Here is a 22,489-nt window from a genome sequence, read left to right as displayed (position 1 = left end):
GTCCAATGGGACGGCCTGTAATCCGAGGGGTTTTAATAGGACGAACCGGCATTCCTTCGTTCTCTGCAGCTTGGACAGCGAAAGTATACCGAGAACCGTTTCCGCATCCTCGCGGTAGGGCTCGTTGATCTGATTATATGTCGTCTGCCTCAGAGATGAGCGACTCCGAGTAGAGGTGCCGAAGTTGAGTCTCTGAAACGCCATCCGCTTCCATAATCAATTGCACCATGGGATCGGCCAAAAGTTGGTCGAGCAAGAACTGCGACAACTGCTTTGAAGACAATTTATCCTTTGCGCGGGCTCTCTCCAAATCAGTAAGAGAAACGGTCAAGGTACGCGCCAGACCGGGGTAAGATTTCCGTGGATGCAGACAGATTAACACCGAGGCCTTCCAGGCTTCTGGGTCCGAATAATCTGGTGGTGCGGAAAGCTCAGTTTCTATGTCGTACTCGCCTGCCGGGAGTAATTCGTCGAAGCCAGGGAAAGTAAACGGCCTGGAAAAGACTGCGATTGTCTTGCTGATTATCTGGTTCATTTGGGTAATTCTCCTTTGCTGATACCGCTCGCTCGGAGATACAGACAAGAACAAGCCACCCACTCCCGGCAGGGTATTATCAGTTTTGAGGTTTAGGCTTTGGTTTTTCGGGGACGACGTCAGGCGCTTCAGACGTAACTTCTTTTTTCGGCGCGTCCGCATCGTTTTCCTTCAGTGCGGCAGCCGCTCTGGTCGTCAGGTCTTTGAAAGACATCATTTTGATCCTTTGATTGTCCGCAACACCCACGAGCCCAGATAGGGTGTGAAAAGTGAATGCGGCTACGTCCAATATAGGGATTGGGTGCCTCATTTACTACGTAAAGCCGTAGAATAAGACGGATGGCTGAAGCAGAACCGAGGCGGCGGCACCTTGGCGCGCTATTTTCGATTCGAGTATGGGCGATCAGTGTTCGCTGCGTTGCAGTCAACCAAAGCGCTATCACCATGGAAGACTTTTGCCACATCGGGTGCAGCCATGCCGCGCGAGAGCGCGCTATACTTCATTCTCAGCTTCACCTCGCCACCAGGGCGAAGCAGCCAATTGGTGTTTTCTACAACGATATGATCACTGGTGGCTCCGACGAACGTGACGCCAGCAGGGAATATTAGACCCGCCGCATCAGTGTCCTGGAGTCCGATCGCAAGGATCGACCGAGTATTCGAAGGACTGTCTAAAGTCACACACTGCATTGAAGGTATAGGATAATTCATTTGCAAGGGATTTGGATTTGATTTGGTCTTCGTTTCGATCACTTCCGCCCAAAGCGTAAAAACATCTGTGTAAAGCCCGTCGATCGCGTATCCCGAAACGGGATCGGTACCCAGCAGGATGGCCTCACCCAGACGCAGGTTGTTGATCTTTCCGGTCGCCCCCTTGCCAAGCGCCCATGGCAAACTGGCAGAGCCGCCGCCTGACACTGTTTCCAGAGCGGGTCCACTTGCAAGTTCGGTGTCGGCGGCAAGCGACGAAAGCAATTCCATTGCTCCTGCAGAGGGTGCCACATGACCCAGACAGGCAAAATTTGCGCCAATCCCCTTCAGAGAAATCCCTTTCATTCTAAGAATTTGAGACACAGTGCTTTCAAGGTGTTCAGGCAAGATGCCATCCCGCATATCCCCCATTTCCACCATCAGGATAATATTGTGAGTAATGTTCTTCCCCAGCGCCTCGATGGCCAGGCTGGCGATAATGTCCATCTCAGTGTTGAAGCTGACATCGCAGTTATCAAGGACTTGCGCGACCTGGCTCAGCATGGGCGTTCGGATCAAGGATATGGAGCACGAGATTCCAGCATCGCGCATACGCATGATATTGCTGATCCGCGCGTCCGCCAGCCCTGTCACGCCACCTTCAAGCATAGCATTCGCAATCTCAGGATGACCGCAAACGGCTTTTGTCACACCTGTCACCGATATTCCGCGGGGTCTAAGGTGGTCGACCAGGAACCGTGTGTTGTACCGAATTTTGTCCAGATCAACGTCGATACGCAGCTTGCTCATTCAATCGTCGTAACACGTAAGGGTTGCAAGCGCGGAAAGGCAGATAGAACCATATTCACCAAGTTTTTTGGAGGTCGGTTCAATGCGTCAGTGACCGGGAGATACAATTTGCAGTTGTAGTCTGTGATGGCCTTTGAAATCTCAACATCATTCATTCCTTCATGGTTGATCGTCATGCCAATTACCTCTGTGTTCGCAAATGCCTCGATCAGGGTGATTTCATCGCAAGGGGCGGGCATAGTCATGTTGGGGAAATCACATCGACGTTTTCGTTTAGGCGCGTGTTGAAGAATAACTGCATGTGGCTGACTGCCTCGCAGAATGAAGGCTGATGTGCAAAAAGCCGGATGGCTTAGCGCGCCCTGGCCCTCGATCACTATTACATCCGGGTGCTCACCCTCGGATGCCGCAACGACAGCGCGCTCAAGTTCGCCACAACAAAATTGCGGCGGCACCGAATCCATCGCGACACCATACTTGGCGCCCTGCATCAAGCCAGTTTGGCCGGTGCCGACCAAAACTGTTTTGATCCCATGCGCGTTAAGTGCGCCTGTCAGGATTGTCGCGGTTGTACGCTTTCCAATTGCACAATCGGTGCCGAACACCGCGATGCGGATCGCCTGGACGTCTCCAATACTGCCATCTAACAGGCGCAGGTCGGGATTTGGCCGCGGCTTGCGAATGTCGCGTATCGTGACATCGTGAATTTTGGCCAATCCGGCGAGCTCCTTGTCATCGCTAAGAAATTCATGCAGCCCACTGACGATGTTCATTCCGAGCGTTATCGCATCCACAACAACTTCGCGATCCTCAAGGGACATTCTGCCGCTGGCCGGCGCCATTCCGTAAATAAAAGTGTCGGGGATCGTAGCTTCATTAGCGACGGCGGCATCAAGATCATCGAAGATGGGAACCTGATTTGCGATATTATCAAGCACTTTGCCACTGTCACAACCGCCATACGTGCTGTCGATCACCGAAAGAACGCGATAGGCCTGTGAATGTCGAACGAGACCATTAGCCGTCTTGCCATCGATCTTTGCGAAGTTTCCTTCGCAATACACAATTGCAGACGGTGTATCTGTCACGAGTGTCTTGCGGTGAAGCTCTGGAAAAACTGCTTGTTCAGGCGCCAGCTTTTGCGCATCGCTGGCAACGAACTGCTTGGCATCCGACGCAATGGGTACGGGTTTCATATTTGTTCCTTTTTAGAGTGTGAAACGCGCGTCCTTGGTAAGGACGGGCAAAAATTGTGAAGTTTGGGAAAGTGGGCTTTCTGTCTGAATTCTCACTGGTTCAGAACACACAGCCCTTCTGATCGATGATAGTTTTTGTGGCATTGCCACCCATTGCCGGATCGGTCGATATGGGCATTTGCCGGTAGCTCGATTGCATTGCAGCGATCACCGGACGCCTCGTAGCCACGTTCGCATTTCCATCCAACTCCATGGATCGCGTCATCGTAGAAAGCATTTTCAGGCACAAAGACGGCATCGCACCGTCCGTCGCGCTCAAAGTACCCACGCTCGCATGTCCAGGGACGCCCGCTGGTTGATGCGTTCAGAAAAGCGTTTTCCGGCACCGCTACTGCCACGCATGCTTCACCGTCTTTTTCGTAGCCACGGTTGCAACGCCATGCAGATCCATAAGTGCTATTCGTCAGGTAAGCATTATCCGGCACCACGATTTTCTGGCAGCTATCGTCTACTCTTGTGTATCCACGCAGGCACCGCCACCTCTCACCTGATGGATCGAGATATCCACCCTCAGGCACAATCACTTCAGTGCATGAGGTGCCGCCAACTTCAACAAAGCCATGCATACATGCCCACCCTGAGCCATAGGTTCTGTTTGTGGGGTAGGCATTTCCCGGCACGACAATGGCCACGCATTCTTCGCCTTTCAACCGATAGGACAAATCGCATTTCCAACCGTCGCCATACTTTTTGGGATGCGCGTTATCCGGAATCGAATTTGTTTCGGCCGATGCGGGACTTGATGAGATAAAGGAGCCCGCCAAACTGCTGAAGACCACAACAAACAACGCAGCCATTAAGTGAGCGCAAAACCGGTACTGATTTTTTCGATTTGCCCTGATGCAAACGGCGTTGTCCGAATGTTGAGTGATTGAGTTACGATCCATCCAGGTTCAGCCCCTCGATACAGGCCTGCGCCAGGTCTTTGTTAGGAGTTTGGGATCCCGGCACCGTTGCCCAGCCAGCCGCCATGACGGCATCCTTCTGCTTGAAAGAAGAAGCCTCTTTGATCGTCGTTATTTTTTCGGCGCGTTGGGCGTCAGTTCTCGCCATGTCGACGCAGACCGGAACCAACGCAGCGATTACATTGTCGCGGGACATGGCGTTGGCCATCTTGTCCGCGCTACCGCCGGTCATCCATCCACCCCATGAAAATCCAACGACGCCTACGAAAACCCCGCCGATCAGAGCACCGTAGATTCCGGGTTTAAGCCATTCGGGCGTGTTCATAATCTATTCCTCCTGCGGGGAAAGCGCCGCATCGCTGTCATTGTTAGATGTGGCCAAGGTCTGGTCGTGCTTAAGCGCCAGTTCAAAATCTTCTGGGTCAATTGGGCGCATTTCCGTGCGGCCTGGCTTGCTGCCTTTGCCCCGAACTGTCAGGTAGGTTCCGGTTCTGCGATAGGCTTCGAAACTCAGGCCCTGCAGTAGCTCTTCTTCGACAACTACTTCATACTCGCCTGCAGAAAGTACATCCGGGTAGCCGGACAAAGAGAACGGATTTGAAAACGTCACCAAAGAACTGGACGATCTTGTGCTCACCTTTGTCCTCCATTTAGTTTGTTGGATCTTCCCCGCGCAGTCTGCCGCGGTACACGCTCGTAAGCGCCGCGGTAGTACTGGCGTTGTAATTTAGAATAATGTGCAAATGTCAGGCGCGCGCTGATCGATGTTAGTCGGCGGCCAATGACCTGAGATTTTATTGGAATCTCAAATGCATTTGGTGCCCGAGGATCAGGCACACTGCCAAAAATTGACTAACCTGCGTCAGTGCAACGATGTTTGGATTCCGGCAACGTGATGTGTGTTGGCGGGATATTTGCTGGCGTGTTCTTAACGAGTAATTGAGAAGCGCAGGAAATCCAGTACCGCAATCGGACTGTATTTATCTTGCGCTTCTTTTTCAGAGAAATCCCAAATCTGCCGAAGCGAATTCCGTCTCTAACAGGCAACGATCATCAAAATCCCGGCATCGCTGTAGGGGTGAACTTATTGCTTCAACAGTGGCCCGGCCTGATCCAGATAAGAGGGGTCAAAACCGGCCAACGTCACCAGTCCTTCATAATCATCAAATACCACTTGCCCGGATTGAAAAGTAACCAGCCCCTTCTCCCGCAGTTGCCGTAGGACACGATTAACATGTACGGCACTCAGTCCCAGTGCATCGGCAAGGTGGTATTGTGTCAGTGGGCAGGCGTATCCCGTCTTGCTTGCCATCCCGACCTGAGACAGCCTCACACCAAGTTCCAATAGAAAATGCGCCATGCGCTCACCCGCATCTCGCCGTCCTATGTTGACCAGGTGCTCAACCACCATCGCTTCATCTCGAGAGACCGCCCAAAGAATTGCTGTCGCCAGCCGGGGCGTTTGCGCAAATGCTTCCAGGAGATCATCCACTACTACTTCAATGGCTTGGATTTCCATGATTGGTTCTATGCTGTGATCCGAGGTGAGCAGCAGAACGCTTCGCAAGCCCAGAAAGTCACCCGGTATTTGGAAATCGACGATCTGACGCGACCCGTCAGTCTGGGTTTTGTAGGAACAAACCCAGCCCGAGGCCAGAATGTAGGCAGCCTGCTCTGATTGCCCTTGATGCACAAGGTCACGTCCGGCTTCAAAGGTTCTGCGACGCTTGTGCAGGCGTGCCAATGCCGCAAGTTCAACCTCAGTCAGAGCGACGAAGTTTGAAAGCTTTCGGGTAAGTGGACTGTTTTTGATAGTGCGCAAGTGTTCTTCCTTCATCGATGAGCAGCCCGCGAAACTATCCGACGCCAAGACTGCTTTCGATCAGTTAAGTATACAGCAATCTATGCCAGTATGATGCAATTCATTGTGGCGCTTCCTTGCTTGGACGCCTGTTAAAAAAGGACGTCTACCATGGCTGACCGGCAAGACCACTCTGGAATGGCCGCACTCTCAATTTGTGAAGCGCTTTTGCTTGCAATCAAAGATCGTGAGCTCCTGCCCGAACATGAAATTGTGGGAGTTCTGCGTGACGCAGCTGCTGCCCACGAAACAGCGGTCGGCAATAACGATAAAAAGGATATGCACCAGGCCGTCGCCTTTCTCATTAGCCGGATCATTGCTTCCGGCTATCGGGTTCGGCAGTAGCGTAAAGTCCCGTATCGGAAAAACAAGATTATGCTCGTCAAAAAAGCTTAACAGCAAGAAGACACAAAATTGGCGTCTCGTTTCTAATCAGTTCAAACACGAAGCAAAAACCAATGTTTCAATACTTGCCATATCCCGCGTCTTGCTCGTCCGACCGAGCCGCGGCGAAGGTACGGTTCCCGTTAACGCAAATACAACGGCTGCGAATGACCTGATTGGTGACACTTGCCGCGACGCAACAATAAGTATGCCGCGACCGCGAGCAAGTGCTGCTTTAGCGAAGGCTCCAGATCGAAAGACGGCAAAGTCCGCGTTTTTCCAGTTCGCTCGAGCCGCAGCGAACGCCAGGATTGGTGAATCTGGTTGCAACCGCCCGCTTCTGTCTCCCCACTCATTTGTCACGCCCGATCAAAAAATGTCACCGCGGGACGCCGACGTTTTTGAAGGCCGTATCATAGCTCAAGATCAACCCCCGCTCCTTGATAGGATGACAGCAGAGCTCCAAACTCCTCAGCCGCCTGAATGCCCTCCGAATAATCGTAGTGACGCGCCACGGTTGACTGGGACTTATGACCAAGCAACGCGGCGGCCGCACGGCCAGGTGCTGTCATGGTTTCGCTGGCCTGCGTTGCGACGTTGTCGCGCAGTCGATGAATCGATATGCGGGTTCCGAAGGCCTTTTCGGTCATGTTGCCGGTCAATCGGCCGATCTGTTTTTCACTTATGCCGGTGTTTCGGGATTTGATGGATGGAAACACCGCATATCCGTCATCGAAGATCGGGCGAAACGACTGACGATATTCCTGCAGAGCCGTTGCCAGCCGGGGGTTGCGGAGGCTGCGCTCAAACGGCGCGCCTTGCTTCCGATCTTCAGGCAGTTTCAGCATAGACGCCGGAATGCGGATTCCGACGGTATTGTCATCTTGAAGGTAAAGACTGCTGTCGAAGGAAAGACAGGACAGCGCTCTTGCACGCTGCGGCAAGGCGGTTCCGATGGCCAAGATCATTCCGTTTCGGAACTGCCGGGCAGCGTCCGAACCCCGCATCGGGGAGGATCGCGCGTTTTCGATATGCTGGAACCCGAGATCCCAGATTGCCGTGGCGCCGACGAGTTGCGCACCCGTCTTTGTCACCGCGCCCTCCTGGTCTGCCCGGTTACGCCAATCCGCAACGACAAAGCTACAGGCCGCGGAAGAAAATCCGGGCTGAACCAGGCCAATTCCGCACAGAATGCGCGACTGATAGTCGGCAACTGTGCGTGAAGTTATTGATGGTTCATCTTCCCGATTGGCGAACAGGTGGTGTCCGAATGCGTCCAGAGAAAATCCCGTCGGCACCATTGAACACCCATGCGCCGAACAGAATGCAGCCCATCGCTTCAAAGCGCGGATAACGTTCAAAGTGTGGGCCGCGCTCCACAGCGTTCGGCCCAAAACGCGTTTTCCCTGTTTGGACAGCACTATCTGCCCGGCGATGTGGGAATGCCAGTGTTCGGGAAGCTTTTGAAGCAACGCTTCGGCTTCGGCCCATGCGCTCTTGCGCGGCGGTTTCTGCGACACTCTATGTTGGCGCAAGACCTGACCAAAATGCGCGGTCCGCTCCGGTCCCCACTTGGTCTTGGCCACTTGCTGAACATAGGCGAACTCGGCCAGAGCCGTTTCGCCTATTTCCGACCGCCGTTGCGACAGATGCTCCGAGAGCTCCGAGCGAACGGGAACTGGATCGCTGGGAGATGATCCACGGATATTAGCGAGCAGACGCAGATGAGTGTTGAGCGTCATGCAAACCTCCCTTTGATATTGCGTTTTGATGAGTTTGCGGCGGATTTCTCGCTCAGCTTTTCCTGCCATTCGTCCAGCAGCAGGTCTTCATCCAGCTCGGCATAGTAGTCGAGCGTAGTTTGCAGGTTCTTGTGCCCCAGTAGACGCTGGACCTTGGGCAAATGATCCGAACAATCCTTAAGCCAGATCCACCCGATCAGATGGCGATAGAGATGAGGGTGGATCTGAACACCAACGTGCTTCGCCAAAAGTCGCGTAACCCGCTTGAGAAGCGTGCTGTAGTGCGTGTCGATTGCCTCTTTCCCTTGGCTTGGGAACAGATACGGGTTCTGCTTGTCGCCTGGTTTAAGGATGCGGGGACGGAGGTCCTCCAAATATTTCCGGAGCAATCGGCTCGTGCTTTCGCTAAGCAGGATTGGCAGATCTGCATCCCCTTTCCCGCGCATTTTCAACTCGGCCGCAGGCACCGTCAGACGGGCCACATCGCCATGCCAGGAAATCCAGTCCAGCCTTGCGCGCAGTACATTGTCGCTACGAGGGGCCCGGCTCATCAGGATGTTATGTGCCAGCGCGGCCATCGCGTCCCGGATCAACTCCGCATCCATGACGTCGATCTTTGCCGGCAGGGTACCCCACTTTGCCTTGTGCGCCTTCCGGCGGCGATCAACCTCATCGTTTACCGCTGTGATGATCGATCCCGAAAGCCGGGTCGTCCCGGTGACCCGGGTCTCGGTGAACTGCTGGAGTTTCGCTTTGTTGCGTGGTGCGATCCCGGAAATGCCAGTATCATGCAGTTTGATGAGATCAGCGATGTCCTTTAGATCTTCCGAGGACCGACAGATGTATCCGGCAGCGATCTTGCGCATGGATTTAAGAACACTGGCCACATAGTCACTGGGATAGTCGCCCTTGTTGCTATCCGCGAGCGCTTCAGCACCAACTTCCAGAAACTCGGGATCGGTCAGCTCTTCGAATGTCTCGGGAACAACCTCCGTTGCGGCGATGATGGCCTTGGCCATGGATTTGACATAGCCACGGCGTCGATCCAGCGTCGACGCACTCCAGCAGTCCTTCCCAATCAGAAACCCGGCGTCCGCAGCCACCGCGGGCACAGTGTTGCGATTTGATTTCCCAGGTTTCTTTAGGCGATCTTTCTTGGCATTGCGCAGCCGGGCTTTCTTGTCGGAAACCGGAGCCTCCAGCGCATCAAGGGATGCAATGAACTCCGAGCGGGGCAGGCCATCGCGTGACATTTTCCCTGTCACCCAAGGTGCGACGCGGTTTTCAAATTCTGCCAGCAGTGGCGCGATCAACGCCTCGTTGACACCGAACTTGTCGCGAACATCCTCAAATGGATGGTCTGCGACGGCGAAACCAAAGCCCGAAAAATCTGCATGGGCCGACAGCTTGCACAGCAAGGTTGAGATCTCGCAAACATGCTTTTTGCAACCGGCCTCTCCTTTGGACGACACGTCAACCCGGTGGCGGTAATATTCAGCCAGGGTGTCAGTGGAAATCGAGCTTGGGTCGATATTTGCGTCGTGCAGGAAAACCAGGAACGGTCCGGATGCGACCTTGGACGACGTCGGGAGGTCACTTGCCTGAATGGCTTTATACGCTTCCCCATACATCCCTCCGATATCATCAATCCGGCGTCGCCGCTGGCGCGATTGAGCACCTGCGACGGCTTTCACCAATGCGGATCGATAAGTTGAGAAACTGCCTTTTGTCAGATTGACGCTCGATGGCCCGTTGCGGTCGAAAAAGTCGATGACATCCTGCTTGCAGGCCACTTTCAGCTCTGGTGTCCAACCTGCGTTCCGGCAGAGCCATTTCAGTTTTGAGACGAGGCTGGCGTCGCCTTTGACCTGTGCGTTGGCGATAAGATCGGCATAGGTTCGCGGCGGCTCCTTCCCAAGGATCAGAAAATCGCGACCGGTTGCTTCGGTCAACGCCACGAGCGTGGTATGGCGCGGCGTGAGGCCGGGGATGTTCAGGATGTCAGAGACAGCTTTTGCGTTCAGCCCTGCGCGCAACGAAAGCGCCCGTTGGGACTCTCCGCTGGTTTTGAGATATGCTTTTAGTTCCTGTGCAGGGGTCATGATCCTGGCTCCGTCATGTTGTTGGCGACCGGTCATTCGAGTTCGAGATCCGGCCTTCCCTGGTCAGGCCGGACGCGAAGCTCGAAGATCGCGAGCCATTCGTCTTTGATGGTCCAGGATTTCCCCAGTTTTGCCGCTTGCAGTTTGATCGGTCCGTGCGGTGTCGGGCAGCCATGATTGATCCAGTCCCGGATCGTATGCGGATCGCGCCTGAAGATTTCGGCGATTTCATTCACTGAGTAGTATTTTGGAGCCTGCATTCTTTACCTCCTGTTTTATGAGGAGGAATTGGGTTCAATCGGTGCCTGGCGGAAATTCCGAAGGAAAGATTTTGCCCTTGATCTCCCTGATTTCGATGCCATCGGCCTGGGGTCGAACCACCGCCAGTTCGACACCTTTTGGGTCACGCCGGTAATAGATGTCTTATTTCCGGTCCGCCCCAAATCTTCCAAACCAAACCTCAATTTCCCAGATTTCCGGTGCAGACACAGGTCATCGCCAGCGACGACGACACGGAGACCGGCGATGACCATCACAGATACCAAACGAAGCATTTCGAGAGACGTAACAGGACGTTTCACCGGGCAAGGCGCTATCGACAGTGACGCACCGGCCCCAGTGACAGATTTCACCTCTTTGGAAGATGCAGATCTGGATCTGCGGGAAGCCCTGGAAGCTGCGGACGAGGTCTTGGCACTGCCGGGTCAAGACAACGCAAACGTCCCGACAGTCGTCTGTCGCGCCAGTCCCGGCGCAGGCAAGAGCAGGCTTGCAAGAATGCTCCTGGCTGAAAAGGAAAAACGCGGCACGGACCAGCATGTGTCCTTTCATTTGCCAACCCTCGCGTTGGCTGAAGAGGCCGCGTCAGACGCCCGCGCTTTAGGTTTGGATGCCCAAGCGACCCGGGGGCGTTCGGCCCCGCACCCGGATAGGCGGGGACGCATGTGCGCGCGAGCTGAGCTGGTGGAGCGGGCCAACCGCCTTGGTCTCTCAGCACAGCAGAGCTTCTGCCGACGAGAAGAGAGTGATGGGACCGCAAAGCTCTGCCCACATTTTGAGGAATGTGCCTATCTCAAGCAGTTCAGCAACGTGACGAAATACCGTTTCCTTGCAACAAGCTATCTATCCCTGCCTGACCCGGCTGAAAGGTGCGACCTGCGGATCGTCGATGAAACCTTCTGGCAGCAGTTCCTGTCGATCCAGGATGTGTCAGCGGCCGCGTTTACAAATACACGCATGCATTTCCCCGCCGCAATGGCCGGGCAGCACGCCAGCTTGCTGGACGCCGCGAAACAGGTTGTTGCGGCTTTGATGGGTAATGCATCCCCGTTGTCTTTGCCCTTCTCCAGCGAGGAGTATCTGCGCTTGAGTGACTTGGAATGGATGGGGAAAGCACCCTGCCCCGACCTGTCTCCCGAGCAAAATGAGGCGTATCAGGCCAAATTGCTTGGGAAGGCGGAACAGAACCACCGGCATGTTTCCAGCTTCGCTGCGCTTTGGGGGGTGCTGGCCGATGCAAAGGCAGCGGGCCTATGCGCTACTGAGCGTTTGAGGCTGATTGTCGAGGACAACGCTTTCTTCATCCGCGTGCTGCGTCGAAAGCCACTCAGGCATAAGGAACCCATGCTGGTTCTCGATGCAGATGCTGACGTCGGCATCCTGTCCGCGCTTGAATGCGATATCCGCAAGGTTCATGACGTCACGCTGCGCCCAAACGCCCTTGTGACACAGCTGCATGATCGCAGAATGACCAATGGAAGCCTTCTGAGGAATTCCGGGTTGCGTGAGAGCTGGCGGCGAATCATCGCGCGGGAGGTTCTAATGGATCACCTCGACAAAAACACTGGCGTCCTTGTTGGCGCCACGAGGAAGGTTGTGCGGGCCTTCTTCGAGGAAGCAGGTCATGGATTCGAGGGCATGTCCGAAACGGAAATTTCGGAGTTCATGCTGAGCACCAAGCTGCACGGCGCGCATTGGTTGTGGTTCGGTGGCCGGGCCCTCGGCTCCAATCGTTACCAGAATTGCTCAACCGTCATCGTGATCGGGCGGGAAGAACTCCCGGTTTCTGCGCTCGAAGATCAAGCTCGTGCGCTCTGGGGAGACACACCCAAGAACCCGTTAAACCTGCTGACCCCGGACTCAATGGGCCAATTGCGCATGCCCGAAGAACCGGTTTCTTACGAGATGACTGATGGCTTGCCGAAAGCCGTCCTGGTGCCGTGCCATCCTGATCAACGCGTACGTCGCCTGCAATTGCAAAGCCGAGAGCTGTCGACGCGCCAGCTGATCGAAAGGCTGCGTCTGGCAGGGGCGGAATACCCGAAAAAGGTGATCATCGGCTGCAACATCCCGATCCCGAGTATCCCGGTGGACCGGCTGGTGTTCTGGCAGGAGCTAGTACCAAACCGTCTCGATGCCGCATTAACTGACGGCTTGCTTACTCGCGGCGCGATCCGGTTGTCACCCCAAGGTTTGACGGATGGTGCGACGAAGGTCTTCTCGAGTGTGGAAGCGGCACGCACTTTCCTGAAACGCGGCAAACGAACCTATAAACTTGCCGACTTCGCATCTACAACCGCGCGAACCGGCTCAGGCATTTTCTTCGCCGAGATAAAACGAGCGGCCCGATACGCACGAACTGAGGCCGTGGTTTTTCTCACCCAAAGTGCCCCAAAAAAGGAGACTGCCGAACGCATCTGGGGCGAACTCAAGCACTTCCGGTGTATATCTAAGGATGACCTGAGTGTCTAAAGGGAACATTTGGTTCATGTAGGGAGCGCGGACAAACCGAACCTTCAATCTAAGATTCTGAACGTCCGCTCTCCTATTCCCGAGCATGTAAGTGTTTCGCCCATTCCTTACTGAAGTCTCCGAGTGGACAGAGATGATCATAGAGGTGTTGTCCCAGATCAGTCGACGCATATCCTTCGGCAATACGATGAACAAATCCCGCCGCTTGAAGCTCTTTCAGTCGGGTGTTGAGTGCCGCAGGTGAGATTGTTTCGCACTCTTCTTGCAGCTTTCGGAATGTGCATGGGCCAGCCTCGCTCAACGTCCAAAGGACTCCCATAGCCCAGTGCCGTCCAAGCAGGTCGAACAGAGCCATAATGGGCGCGCCGCTTTTTGAACCACGAACAGGCTGACCTGGTATCGGTATCTTAGTCACTTGCTATACTTTCTGTAGCAACCTATATTGCTATGCAATTTGTAGCAACCCCAGCCGGTATTGCCAATGATCAAGACAGACACTTACGAAATCCGTGATGATCGGTTTAAACGCAGCATCAAACTGGATGAGCCGATCGATCAAATCTGGACAGGCGGTAAATGGACAGAAGGACCGGTGTATTCTCCGGCGTTCAGATGCCTGATTTGGAGCGACATTCCTAATGATCGACGGCTCCGCTGGGACGAACTAACCGGAGCAGTCGGAGACATCCGCTCAGGCCTCGGATGCTACACGAATGGCTCAACGCTCGACCGGCAAGGGCGGATCGTGGCATGCGAGCATGGGACGCGCAGTGTCACCCGGATTGAGCATGATGGTTCGGTTACGACTCTGGCCAGTCATTTCGAGGGAAAGCGGTTCAACAGCCCCAACGATGTTGTGGTGCGATCAGATGACACGATCTGGTTCAGTGACCCGGCCTATGGGATAGAGTCTGACTATGAAGGGTTTCAGGCAGACCCAGAGCTTGACGGTGAACATGTGTATCGTCTCGATCCGGCCACCGGCAATGTCACACAAGTGACTACTGACTTCGCCTGTCCGAATGGACTTGCATTTTCGCTAGACGAGCAAACGCTGTATATCGCTGACAGTGGTGGCACGCGTTACGCAAGCGGAGAGCATCATATCCGCGCGTTCTCCTTTAGTGCAGACGGCAAGCTCTCAGGCGGGGATGTCTTTGCTGAATGCGAAGAAGGCGTCTTTGACGGATTTCGGCTCGATACCCAAGGCCGTATCTGGACGAGCGCAAAGGACGGCGTCCATTGTTACCACCCGGATGGCACGCTGCTGGGCAAGATTTTCGTCCCAGAAGAGGTCTCGAATGTTTGCTTTGGCGGGCCGAAACGCAATCGCCTGTTCATTACCGCCTCCACAAGCGTATATGCGGTCCTCCTGCCAACAACCGGCGCTTTGCTGTTCTGATGGCAGAGGCTACTATGCTGAAGGCCTTAACGGGCCGCGCGTTTCGTCTTGTCCAAGGCGCACAATTGAGAGTTACCAATACCTTCGGCTTTCAGGTAATCGACGCGCGGGCGTTCATGGCTGATGACATCGACTTAACTGCGTTCTGGGCCAGCAAGGCAATACGGTATCCGTCCCGTGCAAACCAGCGGGCAACCGATGCTCCGGTTCCGTCACTGACACCTGTAATCAGACAAACTTTTTCGTTCATGGCGGCTCTCCTTTGGCAAGGATCCGCTTGTATCAAGCTGCTCTAAATCAAGGATTTTATATCCGCAGCGAAAGTCGGAAACGCATATAGCGAGGACTTGAGATCGCTGGCAGAGATGCCGTGACGCATGGCCATCGCAAAGAGATGAATCAGTTCGTCACCGTGATGGCCCAGGATATGAACACCCAAGACTTGATCGGTACTCTTGTCGACTAAAACCTTGGACCAGGCTGCCGTTTCCGCATAGGTCTTGGTGGAAAACCAACCGGACATATCAGAAACCGTAACTGAGACATCGAGACCTTTTTCCCGCGCTTCGGCTTCACTCAGGCCCACGGTGCTGAGCGCTGGAACGGTGTAGACGGCGCTGGGGATCACGCTGTAATCCGGCCTTTTAGTTGGTCCATGCACGATGTTGTGGCCGACAATCTGACCCTCATACGTTGCGATGGGGGAAAGTTGAGCAGAGCTGGTGATAGCATCGCCCGCAACCCAGACTGAAGAGTTGGAGGTGGACCGCATCGTATCGTCGATCAGAATGCGAAGTCCGTCATGCCCGACACTGGCGGCATCGAGGTTAAGCCCGTCGATATTGGCGACGCGGCCTGCGCCGTTGACGACCCGCTCGGCTAAAAGACTCTGGTTTCTGCCGTCATGTTCGAATTCAACGCGCAACCCGTCGGCAGTCTTCTCGATTGCCGTCACCGATACTCCGGTTTTGACCGCTACGCCCAGGCGTTCGGTTTCCGCTTGCAGAGCCGATACGGCGTCACTGTCCATACGTGGCAGCAACTGTGGCAACGCCTCAAGAATTGTCACCTGCACTCCGGCTCGCGCGTAGACATGACTGAACTCCATGGCAATGACGCCGCCGCCAATGAAGACAACTTCTTTCGGCAATGTCGCATCGGAAAGAACTTCGTCGGACGTGATCATGTGCTCGGTGCCGGGAATAGGCAGAGGCCTTGGCTTCGATCCTGTTGCGATCACGATGTCCTTGCCATGTATAACGTGACCGTCGACCTCAACCTCGTTCCGCCCGACAAAACGCGCGATGCCTCGAAAGACATCACCGCGTTTTTCGGCCAACCCCTGCATGGCTTCAGGGATGAAACCAATTAGGTCTTTCTCTCGGACGATCAGTTTCGTCCAATTGAGCTTTGGCTTGCTGACTTCGATCCCATGGATGGGGGCTTGTTCGATCTGGTGCATTGCATGGGCGGCCGCCACCAGAACCTTTTTTGGCGTGCAGCCGCGATTGGGGCAGGTCCCGCCAAAATCGCGCGCTTCGATAAAGGCAATGGATTTTCCGGCTTCATGTGCCACGGAGGAAACACCGAACCCTGCATTGCCCCCACCAATAATGATCACATCATATGACTCGCGCATATTGTTACTCCTCTCGTTCTAATTTCCGATTGCAGATCTTCGTCTATAAGGATCACACGGCGGAACCGAAATTTTCGGTGTGGATCTGCTCGGCGGGAACGCCTTGGCTGTCCAGGTCAGCCTGCACGTCGCCCATGAAACTGACTGGTACGCACAAAAAGTAATGCGCGTCAGGTTTTTCGATCAGTCGAGCAAGCAACGCTCCGGTGAAGCGTCCCCGGGAATTGTATTAGTGGCCATAGACATCGCCTGTCGCCGGTCTGCTAACGGTTAGGCAAGCTCACGCGCAATATGACGTGCCTGGGCCTGAGCTGAGGCAACCGAAGCTTTGTGACGCTCATCGGCAAATTCCTGATACTCGGCCGCAGCTTCGAACATGCGTTCTGCGCCCAGGTACTTGCGCAATGTGCTGATATGCGCAGAAAGGTGACCCGAGTCATTGCGAATCCCACCGTTCTCAAAGCCGAATTCGCCAGCCGATGTCAGCAGCACCAGTGTTTTTCCGGACATGATCGGTTCCAGAGGGAAGTCGCCGCGCGCCAAATCAAACGTAAATGTCTTGTTGATCCGAATGATCTGATCAAACCAAGCCTTCAGGGCTGCGGGCATGCCATAGTTGTACATGGGCGTCGAAATCAGCAGGATGTCGGAGCGGTCGAGTTCGTCAATCAGCGTGTCAGACAAGCTGACCAAAGCGCTCTGTTCAGGAGTGCGTTCTTCTTCTGCTGTAAAGACAGACGCGATCCAATCGTTGGAAATGAAATCTGGTGGTGTCATTCCGACGTCACGCAGAATAATTTCGACGTCCGGATCAACCGTTTTCCATTCTTCTACGAAACTGTCCGCCAAAGCGCGGGAAATGGAGTTATAAGCCGAAACGGGGTTGTCGGTGCGGCGTACGCTGGCGTCAATTCTCAGGATTGTGGTCATCTTGTCACCTAGTCAGTTTGCAATGAACCATTCAAAGGTGAAGCCAGTGATGTGCAGGTACAAATGAAGAGAATTCTGAATAGAATGAACTGACCTCAGCCATCTCTAGTCGCTGAAAAAATCTTCCCCAGGTAAGACCCCGTCGCAAGTACATCCGCGTCCCTGTTTGCGCCGCCGCTCAAGGATAGGCTGACCCCCGGTCTCCGGTCCCCAAATGGAACGGAAATTGTTGGGGCATTGAGGAAAGCGGCTTTCATCGATACCGACAGGATAAGGGCGTTTTCGCTTGCAAAGACCCCTTTATCGCGGGTCACAGCCAGAACAGACGGCGGGTACGACGGCAATGTCGGATAAAGCAGCATCTTCCCAGCCAGTTCCCTGCCAAAGTCCAGGATGAGGGCCCGCCGGATTTCCAGCAATGCTTGCAGATCTGTGCCAAGGATTGAAGCCGCCTGAGCAAGGCGATCCTGCACATTTGGGTCCAGTCTGGCCTGCTGGTCTCCGACCAAACTTGGCAGAAGACGAAAGGCTTCGGCGCTCACCAGCGTTCCATAGGTCTGGAAGATCTCCGTGACACGAGTGAAACTACGGATATCAACCCTTTCCAAATTGATGCCATGATCGGACAAATGCTGCTGGGCCTGTTCGTACATAGCCCTGATTTCCGGGGTAAATCCCACCAGGGCGTCTTCCCTCAGGCACAGAATATGACGGCAGGCGTGCCCGGTTTCTTTGCAATCCGACAAAACGCGATCTACAGCGCAAATCTGACTGACGTTAAAAGCGAGTGAGCCTGGCGTATCCAAAGAAGGCGCCAGTGGTAAAATCCCGGCGCTTTCATAGCGGCCCATAGTTGGGCGAAACCCCACTAGGCCCTGACAGGCGGCCGGAATGCGCACGGAGCCGGAGGTATCTGTGCCCAATGCGATGTCGGCCAAGCCCAAGGCAACGGCTGACGCCGATCCGCTCGAGGACCCTCCGGGCACCAGTGTGCTATCCAACGCATTCAGAGGGGTGCCGAAATGCGGATTAACTCCGAGCCCCGAGAAGGCGAACTCCGACATGTTCACATGACCCATAATGATCGCGCCCGCAGAACGTAGCCCGGCCAGGATTGGGGCGTCATTGTCTGCTGGTTGAGGATCGATGGCCAAAGATCCTGCATGGCTTCGGAGCCCTTGCACGTCGATATTGGCCTTCACTGCAAGAAACTGGCCGTCCAACGGGCCAAGCAGCCTCCCTGCTGCCCGCCGCGCGGCGGCAGCTCGGGCATCCTGCAATAGTCTATCTGGCGCAACGCTAAGGAATACCTCGCGATGCGCGTCGAGCGAATCCAGGAAGTCGCGCGCGCGTTGAAGGATATTCATGTCGTCAGGACCGGAGCCTTGTAATAGGGCAGTTCTTCAACCCGTACGCTTTGCCGGTCTGCTTCATATTGCGCGCGCACGTGCTGCGCGATCTCTCCGAGAGTGGCGAACCAGACGTCACCCCTGTTCAAGATGGTTTCCATCCAGTCTTCCACCTGCCGCCACCGCGCCAAACGCCCGGTCAGGAAGGGATGCCAGATGCCGATCCAGAAGCCACCTTCTTCGTATTGGGCTTCGAATTCCTCCCAAAATGGGGTCAGCCCGGCCCGTGGCCCAGCGACGGGCATCATGTAACCAATCTCCTCGTAGTGGGCGAATTGCGGCCAGTCGTCGGTCCCCCAATGCGATGGAAGTTCGACCAAAGTCCGCCCGCCGGATCGCATGAGATATGGCACATCATCCGCCATCAGCGAACTGTCGTAGTCGAATTCATGCTTGTTCAGCAGGTCGATGACGGCTTGCGTCACATTGTAAACCGGTGCGCGATAGCCTTTTGGCACATTGCCCAGAACCCGCTTGTGCGACTCCAGCGCGCGTTCAAACCAATAGGCCTGTTCAGACGCGCTGTGGTTTGTCGGGTCTTCGTGCAAATAGCCATGATGGCCGATTTCATGACCATCTTTCAGGATGGCTTGCATAGCATCCGGATATTGCTCCACGACCCATCCGGGGGCGAAGAAGGACTGTTTCAGCCCGAGACGTTTGTAGGTTTCTAGAATCCGAGGGATGGCAACCGTCGGCCCGTAGCGCCCCATGGAGATCGGATACAGGCGATCATGCCCGTCGACCGGCTTTGCGATATGGATAAGGCTGTCCGCATCTATATCAAAGGTGATCGCACAGGCGCATCGCGCGCCGTTTGGCCAGATTATCTTCTTCTGCATGGTTTTGCTCCTCTGTCACAATTGCAGGGCGTTGTTCGTTAACCAATCGTCATACCAGCGCTGCAATGCGGATTTGACGGCGGCATAGTCACTGGCGCTCAGCCTTTGATCCGCGGCGCGCTGCATGCCGTCGGTGATGTTTTGAAGAATTATCTTTTCGTCGCCTTTTTGGGCCTCGCCGTGCGAAACGGCCAGTTGTCCGCCGGTGAAAACGCTCTGGATGTCCGTGGATTTTGCCGAGCTGACCAACAGCTCAACCGGATCAATGCCGGGGTCCAACCAGGGACCTTCAAGACGGTCCAGGCGCAGGATCAAAAAGTCAGCGCGTTTGCCTACGGACAGGCTTCCGATGCTGTGATCCATTCCCATCAAACGCGCGCCACCCAAAGTGGCCATGTCGAAAACATCCTTCGCGGTCAGGCTCGGGTTTGCCCGATCACTTGACCAATAAAGGCTTTGCGCCAGACGCATTTCGGCGAACATATCGTCATCGCCTGCCAGACTGGTCCCATCCATCCCCAGTGCAAGGTTGATGCCCATCCGCTTCATCAATGGCGCGGGTGCGATGCCGGAACGCAACCGCAAATTGGAGCTGGGATTGCAAACGATATGCGCGCGCACCTCGGCCACTCGCGCCAGATCTTTTTCGTCCGCCCAAACCATATGCGCCAAGGACAAGCCGTCAGTGAACAGGCCAGCTTTGCCCAATTCTGCGATGGCACCCTGAAAACTCCAGGCTGTAGCCGACAGGTGTTGCAGCCGAGACTCCTCGGCATGGGTGTGAATGCGCTGGCCGCTTTCGCGAACCTCCGTGGCAATGTCGCGAAGGATCTCTCGGCCCGTCCAATGCGGTGCCGTGGGGCCAAACCACACATCAGCGCATTCAGATGTCGCGTATTCGCCATGCATCCGGGACAGAAGCCGCACAAAGCTTTGCGGTGCAATACGTGTACGCGCAACGTGTTGGCGTTGCAGTTTGCATCGCAGAACCTCGGGCAAGGTGGTCAGAAACGACTGGCTTTGCCCATATGGATGCACAAGCTGGTTGTGCCATCTCTCGCCCGGCGCGATGGCACAGGACAGGCCAAGCCCATTATATACGGCGATTTTGTCCCTTATCTTCGCTTCGGCAATGGCCGCAGTCTGACCCGCGGTGCCAGCATCCACAACAGCCGTCACCCCATTCTTCAGCAAGCGCATTGCCGCGTATTCGGTGGCGAGGCGCGGCGCAATGTCGGCTGCGCCAGCGGAGGCGAAAATCCAAGGCTCTAACAGGTCATCCCGTATCCCTTGGTTGATCAGGTTCACCCCATAACAATGGTGATGAGCATTCACAAACCCGGGCAGGATCGCCGTGTTTGTGTCCGAGTGCACCCTTGCGCTGGGATAACGTGACTTCAATACGGCCAGAGGTGCTAGGCCACCTATTCTACCGTCCAGAACATAAAGAGCGAAATCGTTGTGACTGTGAAAAGCATCTTCGATGATCCAGCGGGCAGAAAATATGTCGCCGCCATCATCCGTCATGAACAACAAATTCCAGCGCGCTCGGCTCGCCTTCGTCCCCGTTGACTGGAGTGATATCTTGCGGGCAGGCCGACATCACGGCGTAGACTGGCATCTCAGCTTTGAAGGTTATGCTATCCCCCGGCTTTGACAATGGCGCAGCCCAGGCGAGGCTGCCATCAGGGTGAACTGGTACGTTCATCCATAGATTGAAGGGCGCTGGCACACGTGGTGCTTTTTTCCCGATAGCAAGCAATGCCTGCCTCAAGTTGTCGGCGCAATTGTCGTGGTAGTCAGTGACGCCCAATTGCTTGTACCGGTTGGCATCGCAAGCGGCGATTGTTGTGTCATGAACACCCGGCGATGTGTCTTGGGTCAGCGTCAGAAGAGGATTGCGAAGATTGCTGACCAACCTGTCACCGATCTTTGGGAAAACAGACAGAAGATCTGTATGCACATGCGGCATAGACAAATATTCATGCAGCTCCGCCGCATTGAACGCCCAGAAATCGCAGACTTGCCAGCCGGTCGGATTGGTGATGGTCAAAGTCTGCCCGGCTGTCAAACGTACTGCGACACCGCAACGTGCTGGCACTGTATACCGTACTGCAATGACCGGGACGCCGTCGGCAGAAACTGTGCTGTCCAGTGTTTGATTGAAACCATCGGGTTGGGAAGGGTCAAAACTTTGCATGCGCAATAACTCCTGATTAGGGGTTCAGAAACGCATGCTTCTCGGCAATTTAGAAATGACAAAAATTCAAGCGACGGATTAGATCGTTGCGGATGCGCTAATCTTCAAAAAACCTTTGACCGACGGCGCTGTCGCGAAACTCATCTGCTTGGTCCAATAGCCATTCCCGGAACACACGAACGCGTGCACGATTGGCGTAAGTCTCCGGGCAGACGAGAAAATAGCTCTTGTTCTTCAATGCCGTGTCAAAGGGGGCGACCAGCATATTACGTTCCAGAAAACGCGCGGCGGCCAAAAGGCTGACCAGGGCCACACCATGACCATCGCTTGCCGTCAGCAAGCAGATATGTTCCTCGGAATAGGTGACATAGGGCTCGACATCACCAGTCTGCAAGCCAGCCTCGTCCATCCAGCGCTCCCAACTCGGATCCGCATCAGAAAACCCGCTCCATTGGTATTCGATCAGACGAGACTTCAGAAGATCTTCGGCGGAACTCAGTGACTTCGCCTTTTCCACGCTGCAGACAGGTGCCACCCAGTCATTCAAGACCCATGCCACATTGCTGTCAGGATAATCGCCAAAGCCATACCGGATGGCCACATCCACATCGCTGGACTTGAAATCCACCAGCTGATCGCTTGACAGAACCCTTACCGAAATCTCCGGGTATTTCTCGTAAAAGGCTCGCAGTCGCGGGCTAAGCCAGTTGGCGGCAAATGACCCGGTGGTTGAGATTGTCAATGTGCCCGCAAGGTCGTCTTCCTCCAGCGCGAGCGAGGCGGCTTCGATGTGCTTGAAGGCCTCAATGATGTGGGGCGCGTAGTTGGCCCCATCCTCCGTCAGTTTCAAGGCGCGGGTCAGCCGGTGAAATAGGGGCACCCCAAGTTGATCCTCCAGCGATTTGATCTGATGGGAAACGGCAGTCGGAGTGACGCATAATTCATCGGCGGCATCCTTGAAACTCAGATGCCGGCAGGCTGCTTCGAAGGCCTGAATGCTTTTCAACGACGGTATCTTCGCCATGACGCGC

23 protein-coding genes are annotated in these 22,489 nt (G+C 54.9%); 3 read left to right on the top strand and 20 right to left on the bottom strand.

The features are described from left to right. Positions 1–133 precede the first annotated feature (133 nt). The 8 genes from ACR0JF_RS18685 to ACR0JF_RS18650 form a co-directional block, all read right to left on the bottom strand. Entirely contained in the window at positions 134–535 is a 402-nt protein-coding gene (locus ACR0JF_RS18685) for a hypothetical protein (RefSeq protein ID WP_170466897.1), read from the bottom strand. A 79-nt stretch (positions 536–614) separates the two neighbouring features. Beyond that, positions 615–749 (bottom strand): hypothetical protein, encoded by a 135-nt coding sequence (locus ACR0JF_RS18680; protein WP_256367863.1) that lies wholly within the window; start codon positions 747–749, stop codon positions 615–617. A 164-nt stretch (positions 750–913) separates the two neighbouring features. Further along, positions 914–2,035, bottom strand: a complete 1,122-nt coding sequence (locus ACR0JF_RS18675) for an alanine/ornithine racemase family PLP-dependent enzyme (protein WP_170641636.1) — start codon at positions 2,033–2,035, stop codon at positions 914–916. Further along, positions 2,032–3,231 carry a DUF1611 domain-containing protein gene (locus ACR0JF_RS18670; protein WP_170662928.1) on the bottom strand — a complete coding sequence of 400 codons (1,200 nt, stop codon included), beginning with the start codon at positions 3,229–3,231 and terminating at the stop codon, positions 2,032–2,034. The genes ACR0JF_RS18675 and ACR0JF_RS18670 overlap by 4 nt, the downstream gene beginning before the upstream one ends. Before the next feature lie 92 nt (positions 3,232–3,323). Continuing rightward, positions 3,324–4,178, bottom strand: a complete 855-nt coding sequence (locus ACR0JF_RS18665; protein ID WP_170356897.1) for a hypothetical protein — start codon at positions 4,176–4,178, stop codon at positions 3,324–3,326. Next, the gene (locus tag ACR0JF_RS18660) at positions 4,168–4,521 is read right to left on the bottom strand and encodes a hypothetical protein (RefSeq protein ID WP_170329075.1); all 354 of its coding nucleotides are present in this window, start codon (positions 4,519–4,521) and stop codon (positions 4,168–4,170) included. The genes ACR0JF_RS18665 and ACR0JF_RS18660 overlap by 11 nt, the downstream gene beginning before the upstream one ends. 3 nt (positions 4,522–4,524) lie before the next feature. After that, positions 4,525–4,833 carry a hypothetical protein gene (locus tag ACR0JF_RS18655; RefSeq protein ID WP_170662926.1) on the bottom strand — a complete coding sequence of 103 codons (309 nt, stop codon included), beginning with the start codon at positions 4,831–4,833 and terminating at the stop codon, positions 4,525–4,527. Between the two features lie 447 nt (positions 4,834–5,280). Next, entirely contained in the window at positions 5,281–6,033 is a 753-nt protein-coding gene (locus tag ACR0JF_RS18650) for a Crp/Fnr family transcriptional regulator (RefSeq protein ID WP_170662924.1), read from the bottom strand. A 135-nt stretch (positions 6,034–6,168) separates the two neighbouring features. Here ACR0JF_RS18650 and ACR0JF_RS18645 point away from each other — a divergent pair, with 135 nt between their 5' ends. After that, positions 6,169–6,402: a hypothetical protein gene (locus tag ACR0JF_RS18645; RefSeq protein ID WP_170662922.1), complete on the top strand. Its 234-nt coding sequence runs from the start codon at positions 6,169–6,171 to the stop codon at positions 6,400–6,402. 452 nt (positions 6,403–6,854) lie between these two features. On the opposite strand, the gene ACR0JF_RS18640 is transcribed toward ACR0JF_RS18645, so the two are convergent. The 3 genes from ACR0JF_RS18640 to ACR0JF_RS18630 are packed head-to-tail and all read right to left on the bottom strand — an operon-like array spanning position 6,855 to position 10,545. Beyond that, a complete protein-coding gene (locus ACR0JF_RS18640) occupies positions 6,855–8,183 on the bottom strand; it encodes a site-specific integrase (protein ID WP_170662920.1) in 1,329 nt (442 codons plus the stop codon). After that, positions 8,180–10,285: a tyrosine-type recombinase/integrase gene (locus ACR0JF_RS18635; RefSeq protein WP_170662919.1), complete on the bottom strand. Its 2,106-nt coding sequence runs from the start codon at positions 10,283–10,285 to the stop codon at positions 8,180–8,182. Before ACR0JF_RS18635 ends, ACR0JF_RS18640 begins: the two co-directional genes overlap by 4 nt. A gap of 32 nt (positions 10,286–10,317) precedes the next feature. Continuing rightward, the gene (locus ACR0JF_RS18630) at positions 10,318–10,545 is read right to left on the bottom strand and encodes a helix-turn-helix domain-containing protein (RefSeq protein WP_170662916.1); all 228 of its coding nucleotides are present in this window, start codon (positions 10,543–10,545) and stop codon (positions 10,318–10,320) included. 265 nt (positions 10,546–10,810) lie between these two features. Between ACR0JF_RS18630 and ACR0JF_RS18625 the strand changes: the two genes are divergently transcribed. Further along, positions 10,811–13,036 (top strand): hypothetical protein, encoded by a 2,226-nt coding sequence (locus ACR0JF_RS18625; protein ID WP_170662914.1) that lies wholly within the window; start codon positions 10,811–10,813, stop codon positions 13,034–13,036. A gap of 73 nt (positions 13,037–13,109) precedes the next feature. Here the strand turns inward: ACR0JF_RS18625 and ACR0JF_RS18620 are convergent, their stop codons facing one another. Next, positions 13,110–13,391 carry a winged helix-turn-helix transcriptional regulator gene (locus tag ACR0JF_RS18620; RefSeq protein ID WP_170662912.1) on the bottom strand — a complete coding sequence of 94 codons (282 nt, stop codon included), beginning with the start codon at positions 13,389–13,391 and terminating at the stop codon, positions 13,110–13,112. A gap of 126 nt (positions 13,392–13,517) precedes the next feature. On the opposite strand from ACR0JF_RS18620, the gene ACR0JF_RS18615 reads away from it, so the two are divergent. After that, positions 13,518–14,438 (top strand): SMP-30/gluconolactonase/LRE family protein, encoded by a 921-nt coding sequence (locus tag ACR0JF_RS18615; RefSeq protein ID WP_170662910.1) that lies wholly within the window; start codon positions 13,518–13,520, stop codon positions 14,436–14,438. A 91-nt stretch (positions 14,439–14,529) separates the two neighbouring features. On the opposite strand, the gene ACR0JF_RS18610 is transcribed toward ACR0JF_RS18615, so the two are convergent. The 8 genes from ACR0JF_RS18610 to gcvA all read right to left on the bottom strand — a co-directional run bounded on the left by ACR0JF_RS18610 (position 14,530) and on the right by gcvA (position 22,482). Then, the gene (locus tag ACR0JF_RS18610; RefSeq protein ID WP_480669610.1) at positions 14,530–14,688 is read right to left on the bottom strand and encodes a hypothetical protein; all 159 of its coding nucleotides are present in this window, start codon (positions 14,686–14,688) and stop codon (positions 14,530–14,532) included. A gap of 42 nt (positions 14,689–14,730) precedes the next feature. Beyond that, positions 14,731–16,077 (bottom strand): dihydrolipoyl dehydrogenase family protein, encoded by a 1,347-nt coding sequence (locus tag ACR0JF_RS18605; RefSeq protein WP_170662906.1) that lies wholly within the window; start codon positions 16,075–16,077, stop codon positions 14,731–14,733. Between the two features lie 270 nt (positions 16,078–16,347). Next, positions 16,348–17,007 carry an NAD(P)H-dependent oxidoreductase gene (locus tag ACR0JF_RS18600; RefSeq protein WP_170662904.1) on the bottom strand — a complete coding sequence of 220 codons (660 nt, stop codon included), beginning with the start codon at positions 17,005–17,007 and terminating at the stop codon, positions 16,348–16,350. 95 nt (positions 17,008–17,102) lie between these two features. Next, complete coding sequence (locus ACR0JF_RS18595; protein ID WP_170662902.1) at positions 17,103–18,374, bottom strand: amidase family protein; 1,272 nt, start codon at positions 18,372–18,374, stop codon at positions 17,103–17,105. Beyond that, entirely contained in the window at positions 18,371–19,258 is an 888-nt protein-coding gene (locus ACR0JF_RS18590) for a polysaccharide deacetylase family protein (protein WP_170662900.1), read from the bottom strand. Before ACR0JF_RS18590 ends, ACR0JF_RS18595 begins: the two co-directional genes overlap by 4 nt. Before the next feature lie 15 nt (positions 19,259–19,273). Then, on the bottom strand, positions 19,274–20,785 hold the full coding sequence (locus ACR0JF_RS18585) for an amidohydrolase family protein (RefSeq protein WP_170662898.1): 1,512 nt from the start codon (positions 20,783–20,785) through the stop codon (positions 19,274–19,276). After that, positions 20,775–21,359: a DUF1989 domain-containing protein gene (locus ACR0JF_RS18580; RefSeq protein ID WP_480669663.1), complete on the bottom strand. Its 585-nt coding sequence runs from the start codon at positions 21,357–21,359 to the stop codon at positions 20,775–20,777. The genes ACR0JF_RS18585 and ACR0JF_RS18580 overlap by 11 nt, the downstream gene beginning before the upstream one ends. A 196-nt stretch (positions 21,360–21,555) precedes the next feature. Continuing rightward, positions 21,556–22,482 carry a transcriptional regulator GcvA gene (gcvA, locus tag ACR0JF_RS18575; RefSeq protein ID WP_170662894.1) on the bottom strand — a complete coding sequence of 309 codons (927 nt, stop codon included), beginning with the start codon at positions 22,480–22,482 and terminating at the stop codon, positions 21,556–21,558. Between the last annotated feature and the right edge of the window lie 7 nt (positions 22,483–22,489).

The sequence above is a fragment of the Ruegeria sp. BG11 genome, from assembly GCF_056538565.1.
The sequence above is the reverse complement of the archived record's forward strand: the minus strand, read 5'-3'. Positions and strand labels throughout refer to the sequence as shown.

Excerpts from the sequence above, each read along its gene's own strand:
- ACR0JF_RS18635 (WP_170662919.1), bottom strand. The coding sequence starts at position 10,285 with ATGACCCCTGCACAGGAACTAAAAGCATATCTCAAAACCAGCGGAGAG.
- gcvA (WP_170662894.1), bottom strand. The coding sequence starts at position 22,482 with ATGGCGAAGATACCGTCGTTGAAAAGCATTCAGGCCTTCGAAGCAGCC.
- ACR0JF_RS18685 (WP_170466897.1), bottom strand. The coding sequence starts at position 535 with ATGAACCAGATAATCAGCAAGACAATCGCAGTCTTTTCCAGGCCGTTT.
- ACR0JF_RS18615 (WP_170662910.1), top strand. The coding sequence starts at position 13,518 with ATGATCAAGACAGACACTTACGAAATCCGTGATGATCGGTTTAAACGC.
- ACR0JF_RS18585 (WP_170662898.1), bottom strand. The coding sequence starts at position 20,785 with ATGACGGATGATGGCGGCGACATATTTTCTGCCCGCTGGATCATCGAA.
- ACR0JF_RS18660 (WP_170329075.1), bottom strand. The coding sequence starts at position 4,521 with ATGAACACGCCCGAATGGCTTAAACCCGGAATCTACGGTGCTCTGATC.
- ACR0JF_RS18590 (WP_170662900.1), bottom strand. The coding sequence starts at position 19,258 with ATGCAGAAGAAGATAATCTGGCCAAACGGCGCGCGATGCGCCTGTGCG.
- ACR0JF_RS18680 (WP_256367863.1), bottom strand. The coding sequence starts at position 749 with ATGTCTTTCAAAGACCTGACGACCAGAGCGGCTGCCGCACTGAAGGAA.
- ACR0JF_RS18630 (WP_170662916.1), bottom strand. The coding sequence starts at position 10,545 with ATGCAGGCTCCAAAATACTACTCAGTGAATGAAATCGCCGAAATCTTC.
- ACR0JF_RS18595 (WP_170662902.1), bottom strand. The coding sequence starts at position 18,374 with ATGAATATCCTTCAACGCGCGCGCGACTTCCTGGATTCGCTCGACGCG.
- ACR0JF_RS18650 (WP_170662924.1), bottom strand. The coding sequence starts at position 6,033 with ATGAAGGAAGAACACTTGCGCACTATCAAAAACAGTCCACTTACCCGA.
- ACR0JF_RS18675 (WP_170641636.1), bottom strand. The coding sequence starts at position 2,035 with ATGAGCAAGCTGCGTATCGACGTTGATCTGGACAAAATTCGGTACAAC.
- ACR0JF_RS18610 (WP_480669610.1), bottom strand. The coding sequence starts at position 14,688 with ATGAACGAAAAAGTTTGTCTGATTACAGGTGTCAGTGACGGAACCGGA.
- ACR0JF_RS18645 (WP_170662922.1), top strand. The coding sequence starts at position 6,169 with ATGGCTGACCGGCAAGACCACTCTGGAATGGCCGCACTCTCAATTTGT.
- ACR0JF_RS18600 (WP_170662904.1), bottom strand. The coding sequence starts at position 17,007 with ATGACCACAATCCTGAGAATTGACGCCAGCGTACGCCGCACCGACAAC.
- ACR0JF_RS18670 (WP_170662928.1), bottom strand. The coding sequence starts at position 3,231 with ATGAAACCCGTACCCATTGCGTCGGATGCCAAGCAGTTCGTTGCCAGC.
- ACR0JF_RS18665 (WP_170356897.1), bottom strand. The coding sequence starts at position 4,178 with ATGGATCGTAACTCAATCACTCAACATTCGGACAACGCCGTTTGCATC.
- ACR0JF_RS18625 (WP_170662914.1), top strand. The coding sequence starts at position 10,811 with ATGACCATCACAGATACCAAACGAAGCATTTCGAGAGACGTAACAGGA.
- ACR0JF_RS18640 (WP_170662920.1), bottom strand. The coding sequence starts at position 8,183 with ATGACGCTCAACACTCATCTGCGTCTGCTCGCTAATATCCGTGGATCA.
- ACR0JF_RS18620 (WP_170662912.1), bottom strand. The coding sequence starts at position 13,391 with ATGGCTCTGTTCGACCTGCTTGGACGGCACTGGGCTATGGGAGTCCTT.
- ACR0JF_RS18605 (WP_170662906.1), bottom strand. The coding sequence starts at position 16,077 with ATGCGCGAGTCATATGATGTGATCATTATTGGTGGGGGCAATGCAGGG.